Consider the following 13796-nt stretch of genomic DNA (forward strand, 5'->3'; position numbering starts at 1 on the left):
GGTTCCCCGCGTTTCCGGCTGTAGGGAGTCGATGCATGAGCGATCATCAGAACGGGCTGCACCTCGAGGCGGAAAACTGGCCGCGCGCGCTGTTCGCCGTGGCCCTGGCCTTTTCCGTGTTTCAGGTCGTCACCGCGGCCTTTCCCCTGATTTCCACCCAGGTCCTGCGGGCAATGCACGTCGGACTGCTGTTGCTGGTGGTGTACATCAGCTATCCCGCCTTCGGCATACGTCGCCCCTGGCAGCCGTTGGCCTGGTTGCTGGGCATGGCCGGCCTGGGCACGGCGGTCTACCAGTGGGTTTTCGAGGCCGACCTGATCCAGCGCTCCGGAGAGCTGACCCAGGCCGACATGGTCGTCGGCGTGGTGCTGATCGTCCTGGTCTTCGAGGCGGCGCGACGGGTGATGGGCATCGCCTTGCCGATCATCTGCGCGCTGTTTCTTGCCTATGGCCTGTTCGGCGAACACCTGCCGGGCGACCTGGCCCACCGCGGCTACGGCTTCGACCAGATCGTCAACCAGCTGTCGTTCGGTACCGAAGGTCTCTACGGCACGCCGACCTACGTGTCGGCAACCTACATCTATCTGTTCATCCTGTTCGGCGCCTTCCTCGAGCAGGCCGGCATGATCCGCCTGTTCACCGATTTCGCCATGGGCCTGTTCGGCCACCGGGTCGGCGGGCCGGCCAAGGTCTCGGTATTCTCCTCGGCGCTGATGGGCACCATCACCGGCTCCGGCGTGGCCAACGTGGTCACCACCGGACAGTTCACCATCCCGCTGATGAAGCGTTTCGGCTACAAGCCGGCGTTCGCCGGCGGCGTCGAGGCGACCGCGAGCATGGGCAGCCAACTGATGCCGCCGGTGATGGGGGCGGTGGCGTTCATCATGGCCGAGACCATCAACGTCCCCTACGTGGAGATCGCCAAGGCGGCGCTGATCCCGGCCTTGCTGTATTTCGGCTCGGTGTACTGGATGGTCCATCTCGAGGCCCGCCGGGCCGACCTCAAGGGCCTGCCGCGCGAGCAGTGTCCGAGCGCCTGGGGTGCCGTCCGCGAGCGCTGGTTCCTGCTGATTCCGTTGCTGGTGCTGATCGCGCTGCTGTTCTCCGGGCGCACGCCGCTGTTCTCCGGAACCATCGGCCTGGCGCTGACCGCCATCGTCATCCTCGGTTCGGCGATCATCCTGCGGGTGTCCTCGCTCGGCCTGCGCATCGCCTTCTGGGTGGCGCTGGGGCTGCTCTGCGCGGGGTTCTTCCGCCTCGGCATCGGAGTGATCTTCGTTGTGATCGCGGCCCTGGCCCTGGCCTGCTGGTTCGTCCGTGGCGGCCGGGAAACCCTGCGCATCTGCGTCCGCGCCCTCGCCGAAGGTGCGCGACATGCGATTCCGGTGGGCATCGCCTGCACCCTGGTGGGAGTCATCATCGGGGTGATTTCGCTGACCGGCATCGCCACCACCTTCGCCAGCTACGTGCTCGACCTGGGACGGGAGAACCTGCTGCTGTCGCTGGTCCTGACCATGGTCACCTGCCTGGTCCTGGGAATGGGCATCCCGACCATCCCCAACTACATCATCACCAGCTCCATCGCCGCGCCGGCGCTGCTGGAACTGGGGGTGCCGCTGATCGTCTCGCACATGTTCGTCTTCTACTTCGGCATCCTCGCCGACCTCACCCCTCCGGTGGCGCTGGCCTGCTTCGCGGCGGCGCCGATCGCCAAGGAAAGGGGATTGAAGATCAGCTTCTGGGCGGTGCGCATCGCCCTGGCGGGTTTCGTGGTGCCGTTCATGGCGGTGTATTCCCCGGCGCTGATGCTGCAGGAAGGCGGTTGGGGGGCGACGCTCTATGTCACCTGCAAGGCGGTGCTGGCCATCGGCCTGTGGGGCATGGCTTCCATCGGCTACCTGCAGGGGCCGCTGGCCTGGTGGGAGCGCCTGGTGGCGTTCGCCGCGGGAGCCAGCCTGGTCCTGGCCTTGCCGATCAGCGACGAGCTGGGCTTCGTCCTCGGCGCGCTGGTGATCGGCTGGCACCTCTGGCGCCAGCGTGCGCGCGAGGCGGTGGCGTGATCGCGCTGTGCCTGGGCATGGCCGGCAGCGTCTGGGCGACGCTGCCGCTGCAGTCGTTCACCCTGGCCTGGCAACACACGGTCGAGAAGGTGCTCTGGGAAGAAGACTATCGCCTGAGCGAGCGCGGCCTGCTGCTGGAAGAGGCCCGGGTGCGGGGCAGCGGGGCGGGGATGGAGATTCCCGAGGGCGCCGTGCTGCGTGACGGCGCCTGGCATTACCGCCGTGGGTTGCCGCCGCTGCAACCGTTGCGGCTGGGGCGCACACCGGAGGCCGGCGACTACCGGATCTGCCGTCAGGGGCGCTGCGATGCGCTGGCGCGCTGGATCGGTCCGCCGGACCCTGAGCGCCCGGCGGTCGAACTCTGGGCGTGTCCGATACGGGGCCCGAGCGACTGAACGTCCTGTGGATAACCCTGCGACGCCAGTCCACATCCATAAAAACGACGAAGCCGGAGCTGCTTCCGGTCATAAGGAAAACGTCCATGCGTAGCTGTATATCAGTCTTCCGGCCGGCCCTGCTGGCACTGTTCGTCTCGGCAAGCGGCTCGGCCGGCGCCGACGCGGCTGTGGAAAACCCGCGGATCGGCCGTGCCGCCGATCTCTATGAACTGATCCCGGAATACCAGCCGGACACCTACCGGAACATGGACAAGGTCTATCCGACCCGGGTTATCCACAAGGGGACCAAGGTCCGTCCGCTGCCGGCGGGTGTGGCCATCGCGCCGCGCTACCGGATCGGCGGCGAGGAATACGGCGTCGACGATTTCATGCGGCGCAACCGCGTTGGCGGCGTGCTGGTCCTCAAGGATGGCAAGGTCGCCCTGGAGCGCTACGGCCTGGGCAACGACGAACGCACGCGCTGGACCTCGTTCTCGGTGGTCAAGTCGATCTCCTCGACCCTGGTGGGCGCCGCCGTGCAGCAGGGCCTGCTGGCTCTCGACCAGCCTGTGGACAAGTACCTGCCGAGCCTGGCCGGCTCCGCCTACCAGGGGGTGACGGTGGAGCAGGTCCTGCAGATGAGTTCCGGGGTCCGCTGGAACGAGACCTATCGCGATCCGAAGTCCGACCGCCGGCAGATGTTCGACGCCCAGCTCGCCGAACGTCCCGGTGGCATCCTGCGGCTGCTGGCGAGCCTGCCGCGGCAGTACCCGGCCGGTACCCACTTCACCTACAGCACCGGAGAGTCGCACCTGCAGAGCGAGCTGCTGCACGCGGCGACCCGCATTCCGGTGAGCGACTACCTGTCCGAGCGGATCTGGGCGCGGATGGGCATGGAGAGCGACGGCTTCTGGCAACTGGAATCGCCGGCCGGGCAAGAGATCGGCAGCAGCGGCTTGAGCGCGACCCTGCGCGACTATGGCCGCTTCGGCCAGTTCGTCCTCGAGGACGGGGTGATCGATGGCGAACGTATCCTTCCCGAAGGGTGGGTCGATCGTGCCAGTCGCGTCGAGGCTTCTTCCCACCTGGCCCCGGGCAAGCTCTACGATGGCGAATACGCGCTCGGCTACGGCTACCAGTGGTGGACCTTCCCGGTGGGCGCCAAGGCCCTGCCCGAGCATGACGGCGGGGCCTTCGAAGCCCAGGGCATCTTCGGCCAGTACCTCTACATCAACCGCAAGGAGAAGATCGTGGCGGTGGTCTGGAGCGCCTGGCCGAAGCCGGAGATGGACGATCGCGAGGAGGAGACCTATGCCTTCCTTGGCGCGGCGGTGAAAGCCCTGCGCTAGGGCCGTGGGCGAACGGATATCCACAGCAGGCTGTGGACAAGACTTCAGCGGGAAAACCGCAGGGGCAGTCCCTGGCAATCGTCGGACAGGCGTCCCGCGTGCCAGGCGAGTTGCCCGGAGACGATGGTGGTATCGATCCGATGGTGGAATGCCCGGTGGCGGAACGGCGTCCAGTTGCAGCGCGACAGCAGCGGCATGGCGCTGGCCAGCGCCGGGTGCTCCAGTTCGCTGACCAGCACCAGGTCGGCCCAGTAGCCTTCGCGGAGGAAACCGCGATCGGCGATGGCGAACAGTTCGGCGACCCGGTGGCTGGTCTTCGCCACCAGGGTGGCCAGCGACAGCCAGCCTTCGCGGACCAGCTCCAGGAGTGCCGGCAACGCATGCTGGACCAGTGGCAGGCCGGCCGGCGCCTGTGGATAAGCCTGCTGCTTCTCGGCCCAGGCGTGCGGCGCGTGGTCGGTGCCGATCACGTCCAGGCGGTTGCCGGCCAGCGCCCTGCGCAGGGCGTCGCGGTCCTCGCGGCTCTTGATCGCCGGGTTGCACTTGAGCAGATGGCCGAGGCGGGCGTAGTCGCTGTCGTCGAACAGCAGATGGTGGACGCAGACTTCCGCGGTGATGCGTTTCTGGCACAGCGGCTTGTCCTCGAACAGGGCCAGTTCGCGCGCTGTGGATAAGTGCAGGACATGCAGCAGCGTGCCATGTCGTTGCGCCAGTTCCACCGCCAGGGCGGTGGAACGGTAGCAAGCCTCGGCGTCGCGAATGCGCGGGTGGGCGGCTGCCGGAATACGTTCGCCGAAGCGTTGTCGCCAGCGCGCGAGGTTGGCTTCGATCCGCGGCGTGTCTTCGCAATGGCTCAGCAGCAGGGTCGGAACGCTGGCGAACAGGCGCTCCAGGGTCGGCAGGTCGTCCACCAGCATGTCGCCGGTGGAGGCGCCCATGAACACCTTCACCGCGGCGACATCGCGTGGATCGAGGGCGGCCACGGTGTCGAGGTTGTCGCGGCTGACGCCGAAGTGGAAACCGTAGTTGGCCACGCTATGGGCGGCGGCGAGGCGCTTCTTTTCCGCCAGCGCTTCGAGGCTCAGCGTCGCCGGGCGGGTATTGGGCATGTCCATGAAACTGGTGATGCCGCCCGCCACGGCGGCGCGGGATTCGCTGGCGATCGAGCCCTTCTGTGGATAACCCGGCTCGCGGAAGTGCACCTGGTCGTCGATCATTCCCGGCAGCAGGTAGCGTCCGGCGGCATCGATCTCCCGGCTGGCGCCGCAGTTTTCCAGGCAGCCGGCGATGCGTTCGATGCGACCGTGGCGGACCAGCAGATCGCCTTCGCGTACCTGTCCCTCGTTGACCATCCGGGCATTGCGGATCAGCAGGCTTTGCATGTTCAGAACTCGTTCTGCAGCGACTTGTAGCCGCGTACCAGGTCGACGTTGGTGCGCGCCACGTCTTCCGAGAACTCGCTGGCCGAAACGCTGACCCGCGGCATGCTCGCCAGGTCGGTGCGCGGACCGATGCGCTCGGTGGACGGGACGTAGAAACCCGCTGGCAGGTCGCAGCCGTCGACCACCGCGTTGTGGCGGACCACGCAGCCATCGCCGACCCGACAGTTGAACAGCACGCTGTTGAAGCCGATGAAGACCCGGTCGCCGACTTCGCAAGGACCGTGGACGATGGAGCGGTGGGCGATGGAGCTGTGCTCGCCGATGGTCACCGCAGCACCCGACTTGGAATGGATCACCACGCCGTCCTGGATGTTCGAGTTGGCGCCGATCACGATCGGTTGCATGCCGCCGTCGGCGTCGACTTCGTCGGCACGGATCACCGCGTAGGGACCGACGAAGACGTTGGCCTGGATGATCACCTTGCCGCAGATGATCGCGGTCTTGTCCACATAGGCCGATTCGTCGATCACCGGCAGGTCGCCGGAGGGATTCTTGCGGATCATGCGGCACCTCGTTGCCAGTGGCTTTCGGCGACGGCGTCGTGGGCATGCAGGCTTTCCGCATGGACGACCCGTATGGAGAACCGGCTCGCCTGTGGATAACCCTGCAGGGCGCGGTGCAGCCGGCGCACCGCGTCTTCGCAGAACATCAGGTTCTGTCCGTTGGCGAGGGCGAAGGCCTGCTCGTCGGCGCGTTTCACCGCAGTCTGCACCGCGGTGCCGAGGGCGCTTTCGCCGAGATCCGCCAGCTCTTCCAGGGGCAGTCCGACGCAGTCTTCCGCCAGGCCGATGCGCAGGTGCGCGCTGCTGCGCTGGCTGTGCGGGGTGGCGACGATGCCGGCGCTGCTGCCGAGCCAGGCGAGCACGCTGGCATGATCGAGCGGCTGTCCGGCGAAGTCCTGGTCGAAGCGCTCCTGGATCAATTGCCGGGCCAGTGCCGCCGAACAGGGGCAGGTCGAGGAGTAGGTCAGCTCGAGATGGACTTCGGCCTGGAAGTCATCGCCTTCCAGGCGCGTGTCCAGCACCAGTGGATAACGTTTCCAGCCGCTCAGCGGGCTGACCAGCGCCGGACGCCGCAGCAGCGGCGCGAGGCGCAGGCGCAGGTAGGCGCGACGCGACAGGCCGGCGTGGCTGTCGAGGAAGCGTTGCAGGACGGCGCGCAGGCGGGAAAGGTCTAGCTCGCCCTGTTCCAGTTCGGCCAGCGCCAGGTAGAGGCGCGACATATGGATGCCGCGGGCCTGCGGGTCGTCCAGGCTGACACCGGCATCGGCTTCGGCGGCGACCCTCTGCCCGCCGATCTGCACGGGGAGGGCGATGCCCTGCATGCCGACCCAGTCCAGGGGAAGATCGGCGGTGGTGGTCTGGCGGGCAATATCGGGAAGCGTCAAGGCATTCATGGAGAACTCGAAGAAGGGCAGGCAAGGCCTGGAAATGGCTTGAATGTTATAATATAACGTATTAGCTAATGCCGACCCTTGCAATCGGGTATTTCGTCGATGAAGCGCCGTCGCCTCCTGCAAAGCCTGCTCGCCGGCCTGGCCCTCCAGCCGTTCCTGGCCGCCAGCGCCAATGTACGAATCCGCCAGGCCCGGGCCTGGAATTCCTCGGAAAGCTGGCGCCTGGTGCTGGAACTGGACGGCCCGCCGCGTTATCGAACCTTTTCCCTGCAGGCCCCCGAGCGGTTGATCCTCGACCTGCCCGACGCGCAATTGCTCGCAACGCTCTCCGAGCTGCCGCTGGACGGCCCCGTGCGCGCCATCCGCAGCGGCCAACTGGGTGGCGGCGGGACGCGCATCGTCCTCGACCTGCGCCAGGCGGTCAGGCCGCGCAGCTTCGCCCTGGAACCGCAGGCAGGAAAGGGCCATCGCCTGGTCCTGGACCTTTATCCACAGGCGCTGGCGGCTCCCCCCGAGCCGATGCTGGCGCTGGCCCGCCCGCTACCCTCGACGGGCCGCGACATCCTCGTGGTGGTCGATGCCGGCCATGGCGGCAAGGACCCCGGCGCGGTCGGTAGCAAGGGCGAGCGCGAAAAGGACGTGGCGCTGGCCATCGCCCGCCTGCTGGCGCGGCGGATCGACCGCGAGAAAGGCTTCAAGGCGCGCCTGGTGCGCAACGGCGACGTGTTCGTCCCGCTGCGCAAGCGGCCGGAAGTGGCTCGGCGCTACAACGCCGACATGTTCGTCTCGGTGCACGCCGACGCGGCGCCGCGACTGACCGCCTCCGGCGCATCGGTATATGCCCTCTCCGAGCATGGCGCCAGCTCGACCATGGCGCGCTGGATGGCCGACCGCGAGAACGGCGCCGACCTGATCGGCAACAGCGGCAACCTGCCGCTACAGGGCCGCGACAAGGTACTCGCCGGGGTGATCCTCGACATGGCCCTGAGTTCGACCATCGCCAGCAGCCTGGACCTCGGCCACAGCGTTCTCGGCCAGTTGTCGGACGTCACCGCGCTGCACCAGAAGCGTGTCGAGCAGGCCGGCTTCGCCGTGCTCAAGTCGCCGGACATCCCTTCGATCCTGGTGGAGACCGGCTTCATCTCGAATCGCGGCGATTGTCGCCGGTTGATGGACGAACGCCATCGCCAGCGCCTGGCCGAGGCGATCTTCGCTGGCGTGCAGGGCTACTTCCGGCAACGCCCTCCCGCCGGCAGCTACCTGGCAGCGCTCAGCGCGCAGCCTCCCGGCTAGGGCCTTCGCTGCAGCCGCTGACCCGCCCGCAGGTCAGGCGTTGGCGCTGGCCCGATGAACTGCTCAGGCGGCTGACGCTGGTCCAGCCGATGTTGCGGCTGAGGCCGACCCAGATTTCCCCGTCGCTGGCGATGCCGCTGAAGAAGGTCAGGCGCCCGTAGCGCGTATTGGTCTGGGCCCAGCGTCGTCCGCTTGCCGCGTCGTATCCGCGCAGCCAGGTGTCGTTGCCGCCGGTGGCGACGCTGTAGTGGTTGCCCAGCCGATCCATGCAGGCCAGAACGGTGCGCAGGTAAGCGCATTCCGCCGGGCGGGTGCCGGGAAGAAAGCCCTGCGCCTGTGCCGCCGGAGCGAGCAGCAGGAGGGCCAGGCAGTAAAGGTGGAGGACGCGGCGCATCGGTGGATCCCGGGATGACGTGGGCCCAGGGTAGCCGGAAGGCGATTGGCGGGCCATCGATTGTGGTGTTAACTGTTATAGTATAACGTTTTAAATTTCCCAGGTTCAGCCCATGACCGAACAGGAACTGCTTGCCCAGCCCGACGCTGCCTACATGGACGAAGCCCAGCAGGACTTCTTCCGCGACCTGCTGCTGCGTCAGCGCCAGGAACTTCAGGCGCGCATCGAAGGCGAATTCGGCGAGCTGCGCGATCTCGAACGCCCCAGCGACGAGGCCGACCTGGCTTCCCGCGAGGAACAGCGGCAATGGCAACTTCGCCTGCTGGAGCGGGAGAAGAAGCTGCTCGACAAGATCGACGAAGCGCTGGAGCGCCTGGCCCGCGGCGACTACGGCTGGTGCCAGGAAACCGGCGAGCCGATCGGCCTGCGCCGCCTGCTGTTGCGTCCCACCGCCACCCTCTGCATCGAGGCGAAAGAGCGCCAGGAGAAGCGCGAACGCCACGTGCGGCACAACTGAAGAGGTTACCAACCGTGAACCAACGCCTACCTGTCACCGTGCTGTCCGGCTTTCTCGGCGCCGGCAAGAGCACGCTGCTCAACCATGTGCTGAAGAACCGCGAGAACCGCCGGGTTGCGGTGATCGTCAACGATATGAGTGAAATCAATATCGATGGCAGCGAAGTCCAGCGCGATGTCAGCCTGAACCGCGCTGAAGAGCGCCTGGTGGAGATGAGCAACGGCTGTATCTGCTGCACCCTGCGCGAAGACCTGCTGGAAGAGGTCGGCCGTCTCGCCCGGGAAGGCCGCTTCGACTACCTGCTGATCGAGTCCACCGGGATTTCCGAGCCGATGCCGGTGGCCGAGACCTTCACCTTCCGCGACGAGCTGGACCGCAGCCTGTCCGACGTGGCGCGACTGGATACCATGGTCACGGTGGTCGACGGGATGAATTTCCTCCGCGACTACCAGGAGGCCGCCAGCCTGGCCAGCCGTGGCGAAACCCTCGGTGAGGAGGATCAGCGCTCGATCACCGACCTGCTGATCGACCAGGTCGAATTCGCCGATGTGATCCTGGTCAGCAAGATCGACCTGATCTCCAGCGAGCAGCGCGAGGAACTGCTGGCGATCCTGCGCCAGCTCAATGCCGAGGCGGAGATCCTGCCGATGGTGATGGGTCAGGTGCCGCTGGCGAAGATCCTCGATACCGGTCGCTTCGATTTCGATCGCGCGGCGTCCGCGCCGGGCTGGCTGAAGGAACTGCGCGGCGAGCACCTGCCGGAAACCGAGGAATATGGCATCGCCTCCATGGCCTACCGGGCGCGCCGTCCGTTCCACCCCGCGCGCTTCCACGCCTTCCTGCACAATCCGCTGAAGCAGGGGCGGCTGCTGCGCTCCAAGGGCTTCTTCTGGCTCGCCAGCCGGCCCCGCGAGGCTGGCAGCTGGTCGCAGGCCGGCGGCCTGATGCGCTACGGCCTGGCGGGCCGCTGGTGGCGCTTCGTGCCGACCGGACAGTGGCCACAGGACGAAGAGGGCCTGCGGGCGATCATGCGGCACTGGGAGGAAGGCGTCGGCGACTGTCGCCAGGAGCTGGTTTTCATCGGCCAGAACCTGGACTTCACGGCCCTGCGCGCAGCCCTCGATGCTTGCCTGCTGGATGATGCCGAGATGAACCTGGGCATTCCGGGCTGGCAGGGCCTGGACGACCCCTTCGAGGATTGGGGGCACGCCGCATGAGCGCACTGCCACAGGAAAGTCCGTTGCCGCGCCAGGCGTTCGGCGAAGACCCCCAGGTGCTGGCCGAGGTGCTTCGCGACGGGGTCAACCTGGCGGTCTGGACACGCCGGCTGAACCCGGCGCTGCGCGACTTCGCCGCCGCCCTGGTACGCAACCGGCCGGGACTGGCGCTGAGCCAGACGCTGGAGATGGAAGAGGAACGGCTACCCGCCTTGGACGGCCTGCTCGACGCGCGGCAACTGCCGGGACAAGCCGATTTCCTCGACGACCTGGGCTGGCTGGTCGAGGCCTTCTTTTGCCTGACCGGGGCGCGGCGTATCGGCCTGCGCCTGCGCGTTCTGGATAAACCGATGTGCCCGCGTTTCCATGTCGACCACGTGCCGCTGCGGCTGGTCACCACCTACCAGGGCGCTGCCAGCGAATGGCTGGACGAGTCCGGCCTGGACCGTCGGCTGCTTGGTGGAGCACAGGCGGAAGTTGTCGATGAACAGCTTATCTATAGCTTGTCCACAGGCGACGTGGCGCTGCTCAAGGGCGAACGCTGGGAGGGTAACGAAGGTGCCGGACTGGTGCATCGCTCGCCGCGAGCGGAGCCCGGGCTGGCGCGCCTGCTGTTGACCCTGGACTGGCTTGCCTGAGCCTGTGGACAAGTGTCTTTCGAGGAATAAAAAAAGGCCATCCGCAGATGGCCTATCACCAAAAAGTCGTCCTACCTTGGGGATGGGGACGAAGGGTGCTGAGGTACCCGACTCCCATTTAGCCCGGACGCTGTGACAGGCTGATGACGCGCTCAGGGCTTTTTCGCGGCGCTAGGCTCTTCCCAGCGGCCTTGGCTCTGGCTGGCGCAGAACGGCTCCAGGTAGCGTGCGTCGGTCGCGATGCCGTAGTAGAAGATGTCCTGCCGATAGGGCGCATTGGGTACCCTGGCGTCGCGGCAGACACCGAAGGCGCCCGTCGGACACTCCTCGGCGAACGCCACCTCGACCTTCTGGCCCTGCAGTTGTGGCTGGCAGAAGCCTTCGCGGAACAGCTTGGCCGGGATGCTGCGGTTCTGCTGGCAGACCTTCACATCGAGATTCTTCGCCTGGCTATGGACGATGCAGGCTTCGGCCAGGGCCAGGCCCGGCAGGCAGGACAGGAAGAACAGGAACGGACGCATGCGAGGACTCCATTGCAGACGGGCGCGACTCTAGCACGGGGCCTGGCTCCCCGCAGGCAAGGACCGCATTGATCCACAGGCTTTCACATTCCGGTTGCGCAGATGCTTCGAGAGATACCCACACACCTGATCGGCGGCCCCCTGGGGGCCGGCAAGACCAGTCTGATCCGCTCGCTGCTGGCGCAGAAGCCGGCGGGCGAGCGCTGGGCGGTGCTGGTCAACGAGTTCGGCGAGATCGGCCTGGATGCCGCGCTGCTGGCCACGGACGTCGACGGCGTGGCCATCGGCGAGGTGGCGGGCGGGTGCCTCTGCTGCGTCAATGGCGTGCCGTTCCAGGTGGGGCTCGGTCGCTTGTTGCGTCGGGCACGGCCGGACCGGCTGTTCATCGAACCCTCCGGGTTGGGACATCCGCTGGCGCTGTGGAAGCAGCTGCAGGCTCCTCCCTGGTCCGGCGTCCTGGCCCTGCAACCCCTGGTAGTGGTGCTGGATGCCGCCGCGCTGGCCTCCGGCCAACCGTTGCCGGAGGCACAGGAACAGGCGCTGGAAGCGGCCGGCATGTTGCTGCTGAACAAATCCGAAGCGCTCGACGCGACGCAGCGCTGCGCCGTGCGCGCGCGCCTGCCGGTCCTGCCGTTGCGCTGGAGCGTGCGCGGCCACCTGGCATTGAGCGATCTGCCGACCAGCGTTGCCGGGGAAGGTAGCGCGACGACCTGGGCGGCCCTGCCGGACGCGCCTGCTCAGTTGGGAACGGTGCTGCCCGCCGAGCGACCGCTGCGCGCCGTGCGCGAGCAGGACGGCCAGCTGGCCATCGGCTGGCGGCTGGCGCCGTCGGTGCGTTTCGATCGGGTCGCAGTGGACGCCTGGCTGAGCCGTTTGTCCGGACTGCGGCGGGCCAAGGCGGTGCTGCATTGCGCGGACGGTTGGTATGCAGCGAATGCCGCGCCGTTTGTGGATAACTGGGGCAAGTCCTCGTGGCGGCGGGATAATCGGCTGGAACTGATCCTCGCCGCAGGCGCGGATGAAGAGGCGCTCGAAGAGACGTTCCTGGCGTGTCGGATGGTCGCGGAATGATCCGCCAAGGTTGCCCTGAGGACGCGACTGAATGATAATAATTATCAGAAGACTCTACTTCCTTACCTTTCACTTCTCCGCAGGTCGCCCTCATGTCGCCACAGCCTTCACGGTCGCCTGACCGTTTTTCGCTGGCCGCGCTCGCCGAAGACCACCCCACCGCTCCCGCCCAGGGAGACGAAAGCGAGTCCCTGCCATGCGTGAATGCCCAGCGCGGAGAACCCAACCTGCGCGTGGTGGACTGCTCCGGTGCGCGCCGCGACGAGGAAGTGGCGGTCGAGGAAGTGCTGATCCCCTACGCCCATGGCAGCGATCCCGAAGACGTCCCCGGCGAGCCGCCCAAGTCGCGCTGGTGGTTGTCCTCCGGCGCGGCGGTGGCGATGCATGTGGCGATCATCGGTGCGCTGGTGTGGGTGATGCCGACCCCGGCCGAACTCAACCTTGGCCACGGCGAACTGCCGAAGACCATGCAGGTGAATTTCGTCCAGCTCGAGAAGAAGGCCGAGCCGACCCCGCAGCCGCCGGCTGCCGCGCCGGAGCCGACGCCGCCGAAGATCGAGGAACCCAAGCCGGAGCCGCCGAAGCCGAAGCCGGTGGAAAAACCCAAGCCCAAGCCGAAACCCAAGCCCAAACCGGTGGAAAACGCCATTCCCAAGGCCAAGCCGAAGCCGGAACCCAAACCCAAGCCGGAACCCGAGCCGAGCACGGAGGCATCCAGCCAGCCCAGCCCGTCCAGCGCCGCCCCGCCGCCGCCCGCACCTACCGTCGGGCAGAGCACGCCCGGCGCGCAGACTGCGCCCAGCGGCTCGCAAGGCCCGGCCGGCCTGCCCAGCGGCAGCCTCAACGACAGCGACATCAAGCCGTTGGGCATGGCGCAACCGGTCTATCCGCGAATGGCCCAGGCACGGGGAATTCAGGGCCGGGTGAAGGTGCTGTTCACCATTACCACCGATGGCCGCATCGACGATATTCAGATACTCGAGTCGGTGCCGTCAGGCATGTTCGACCGTTCGGTGCGCCAGGCCATGGCTAAGTGGCGTTTCGAGCCGCGTGTCAGCGGTGGCAAGATCGTCGCCCGCCAGGCGACCAAGATGTTCTTCTTCAAGATCGAGAAGCGCCGCTGAGGCGGTTCGCCGACAACGAAAAGAGCCGCGCCTTCGAGCGCGGTTTTTTTATTCCCGGTAGGTCTCGCAGACGGGGCCTCGCTGCCTGGGGACGGCAGGCCCCTTGCGCTGTTCCGCCGTGGCGAGGAGATCGGCGTTTACGCGCCAAGGTTCCAGCCCCGCCGGAATGACGAGCCGCAGGGTGAATAACCGCTTGCGGTTATCCGCCGTGGAACGCAGGGGCACCGGCGGATTACGCCGCCGGCGTTGCGCGCCCTAGGGTTCCGGTCGGGATGCCGTGCCGTAGACCAACAGCCGGCGGGTGTGGGGAAATCGGTTGCCGCGCCAAAAAGCAGGACGGCGACCTGAAGGTCGCCGTCCTGTGGATAAAAAGGCCCGGAGTGTGTCGGGGCCATGA

Annotated in this window: 14 protein-coding genes; 9 read left to right on the forward strand and 5 right to left on the reverse strand. The window is 67.0% G+C overall.

Features of this window, described 5'->3' with window-relative positions:
• Window positions 1–35 precede the first annotated feature (35 nt).
• The 3 genes from LT948_RS30055 (at window position 36) to LT948_RS30065 (ending at window position 3786) form a co-directional block, all read left to right on the forward strand.
• Complete coding sequence (locus LT948_RS30055; protein ID WP_003097101.1) at window positions 36–2060, forward strand: TRAP transporter permease; 2025 nt, start codon at window positions 36–38, stop codon at window positions 2058–2060.
• On the forward strand, window positions 2057–2455 hold the full coding sequence (locus LT948_RS30060; RefSeq protein ID WP_023092809.1) for a DUF1850 domain-containing protein: 399 nt from the start codon (window positions 2057–2059) through the stop codon (window positions 2453–2455). Before LT948_RS30055 ends, LT948_RS30060 begins: the two co-directional genes overlap by 4 nt.
• Before the next feature lie 86 nt (window positions 2456–2541).
• Window positions 2542–3786 (forward strand): serine hydrolase domain-containing protein, encoded by a 1245-nt coding sequence (locus tag LT948_RS30065; protein ID WP_016264006.1) that lies wholly within the window; start codon window positions 2542–2544, stop codon window positions 3784–3786.
• 44 nt (window positions 3787–3830) lie between these two features.
• On the opposite strand, the gene LT948_RS30070 is transcribed toward LT948_RS30065, so the two are convergent.
• From LT948_RS30070 to folE2, 3 genes are read right to left on the reverse strand one after another with little or no spacing between them, the layout of a single operon-like run.
• Window positions 3831–5168 carry a dihydroorotase gene (locus LT948_RS30070; RefSeq protein WP_003142161.1) on the reverse strand — a complete coding sequence of 446 codons (1338 nt, stop codon included), beginning with the start codon at window positions 5166–5168 and terminating at the stop codon, window positions 3831–3833.
• A gap of 2 nt (window positions 5169–5170) precedes the next feature.
• Window positions 5171–5731: a gamma carbonic anhydrase family protein gene (locus tag LT948_RS30075; RefSeq protein ID WP_003099663.1), complete on the reverse strand. Its 561-nt coding sequence runs from the start codon at window positions 5729–5731 to the stop codon at window positions 5171–5173.
• Window positions 5728–6624, reverse strand: a complete 897-nt coding sequence (gene folE2, locus LT948_RS30080; protein WP_003109139.1) for a GTP cyclohydrolase FolE2 — start codon at window positions 6622–6624, stop codon at window positions 5728–5730. The genes LT948_RS30075 and folE2 overlap by 4 nt, the downstream gene beginning before the upstream one ends.
• Window positions 6625–6723: 99 nt before the next feature.
• Here folE2 and LT948_RS30085 point away from each other — a divergent pair, with 99 nt between their 5' ends.
• Complete coding sequence (locus LT948_RS30085; protein ID WP_003097089.1) at window positions 6724–7917, forward strand: N-acetylmuramoyl-L-alanine amidase; 1194 nt, start codon at window positions 6724–6726, stop codon at window positions 7915–7917.
• Here the strand turns inward: LT948_RS30085 and LT948_RS30090 are convergent.
• A complete protein-coding gene (locus LT948_RS30090) occupies window positions 7895–8311 on the reverse strand; it encodes a hypothetical protein (RefSeq protein ID WP_003142158.1) in 417 nt (138 codons plus the stop codon). The two genes, LT948_RS30085 and LT948_RS30090, sit on opposite strands and share 23 nt — an antisense overlap.
• A 112-nt stretch (window positions 8312–8423) precedes the next feature.
• Between LT948_RS30090 and dksA the strand changes: the two genes are divergently transcribed.
• From dksA to LT948_RS30105, 3 genes are read left to right on the forward strand one after another with little or no spacing between them, the layout of a single operon-like run.
• A complete protein-coding gene (gene dksA, locus LT948_RS30095; protein WP_003097086.1) occupies window positions 8424–8828 on the forward strand; it encodes an RNA polymerase-binding protein DksA in 405 nt (134 codons plus the stop codon).
• Window positions 8829–8842: 14 nt separating this feature from the next.
• Window positions 8843–10045 (forward strand): zinc metallochaperone GTPase ZigA, encoded by a 1203-nt coding sequence (gene zigA / locus LT948_RS30100; protein WP_003097084.1) that lies wholly within the window; start codon window positions 8843–8845, stop codon window positions 10043–10045.
• Entirely contained in the window at window positions 10042–10683 is a 642-nt protein-coding gene (locus tag LT948_RS30105) for a DUF1826 domain-containing protein (protein ID WP_033996098.1), read from the forward strand. The genes zigA and LT948_RS30105 overlap by 4 nt, the downstream gene beginning before the upstream one ends.
• Window positions 10684–10835: 152 nt before the next feature.
• On the opposite strand, the gene LT948_RS30110 is transcribed toward LT948_RS30105, so the two are convergent.
• Window positions 10836–11204 carry a hypothetical protein gene (locus LT948_RS30110; protein ID WP_003097081.1) on the reverse strand — a complete coding sequence of 123 codons (369 nt, stop codon included), beginning with the start codon at window positions 11202–11204 and terminating at the stop codon, window positions 10836–10838.
• Window positions 11205–11306: 102 nt separating this feature from the next.
• Here LT948_RS30110 and LT948_RS30115 point away from each other — a divergent pair, with 102 nt between their 5' ends.
• Together LT948_RS30115 and tonB1 are read left to right on the forward strand one after the other, a co-directional pair.
• Window positions 11307–12275 (forward strand): CobW family GTP-binding protein, encoded by a 969-nt coding sequence (locus LT948_RS30115; RefSeq protein ID WP_023092808.1) that lies wholly within the window; start codon window positions 11307–11309, stop codon window positions 12273–12275.
• Between the two features lie 92 nt (window positions 12276–12367).
• Window positions 12368–13399, forward strand: coding sequence for an energy transducer TonB1 (gene tonB1 / locus LT948_RS30120; RefSeq protein ID WP_010793614.1), 1032 nt, complete (start codon window positions 12368–12370; stop codon window positions 13397–13399).
• Window positions 13400–13796 lie beyond the last annotated feature (397 nt).

This window comes from Pseudomonas sp. CP-1 (assembly GCF_021213715.1).
Classification (GTDB): domain Bacteria; phylum Pseudomonadota; class Gammaproteobacteria; order Pseudomonadales; family Pseudomonadaceae; genus Pseudomonas; species Pseudomonas aeruginosa.

What these genes read in the sequence shown, in the direction of transcription:
- LT948_RS30055 (WP_003097101.1), top strand. Translation starts at nt 36, where the DNA reads ATGAGCGATCATCAGAACGGGCTGCACCTCGAGGCGGAAAACTGGCCG.
- LT948_RS30065 (WP_016264006.1), top strand. Translation starts at nt 2,542, where the DNA reads ATGCGTAGCTGTATATCAGTCTTCCGGCCGGCCCTGCTGGCACTGTTC.
- LT948_RS30070 (WP_003142161.1), bottom strand. Translation starts at nt 5,168, where the DNA reads ATGCAAAGCCTGCTGATCCGCAATGCCCGGATGGTCAACGAGGGACAG.
- LT948_RS30075 (WP_003099663.1), bottom strand. Translation starts at nt 5,731, where the DNA reads ATGATCCGCAAGAATCCCTCCGGCGACCTGCCGGTGATCGACGAATCG.
- folE2 (WP_003109139.1), bottom strand. Translation starts at nt 6,624, where the DNA reads ATGAATGCCTTGACGCTTCCCGATATTGCCCGCCAGACCACCACCGCC.
- LT948_RS30085 (WP_003097089.1), top strand. Translation starts at nt 6,724, where the DNA reads ATGAAGCGCCGTCGCCTCCTGCAAAGCCTGCTCGCCGGCCTGGCCCTC.
- LT948_RS30090 (WP_003142158.1), bottom strand. Translation starts at nt 8,311, where the DNA reads ATGCGCCGCGTCCTCCACCTTTACTGCCTGGCCCTCCTGCTGCTCGCT.
- dksA (WP_003097086.1), top strand. Translation starts at nt 8,424, where the DNA reads ATGACCGAACAGGAACTGCTTGCCCAGCCCGACGCTGCCTACATGGAC.
- LT948_RS30105 (WP_033996098.1), top strand. Translation starts at nt 10,042, where the DNA reads ATGAGCGCACTGCCACAGGAAAGTCCGTTGCCGCGCCAGGCGTTCGGC.
- LT948_RS30110 (WP_003097081.1), bottom strand. Translation starts at nt 11,204, where the DNA reads ATGCGTCCGTTCCTGTTCTTCCTGTCCTGCCTGCCGGGCCTGGCCCTG.
- LT948_RS30115 (WP_023092808.1), top strand. Translation starts at nt 11,307, where the DNA reads ATGCTTCGAGAGATACCCACACACCTGATCGGCGGCCCCCTGGGGGCC.
- tonB1 (WP_010793614.1), top strand. Translation starts at nt 12,368, where the DNA reads ATGTCGCCACAGCCTTCACGGTCGCCTGACCGTTTTTCGCTGGCCGCG.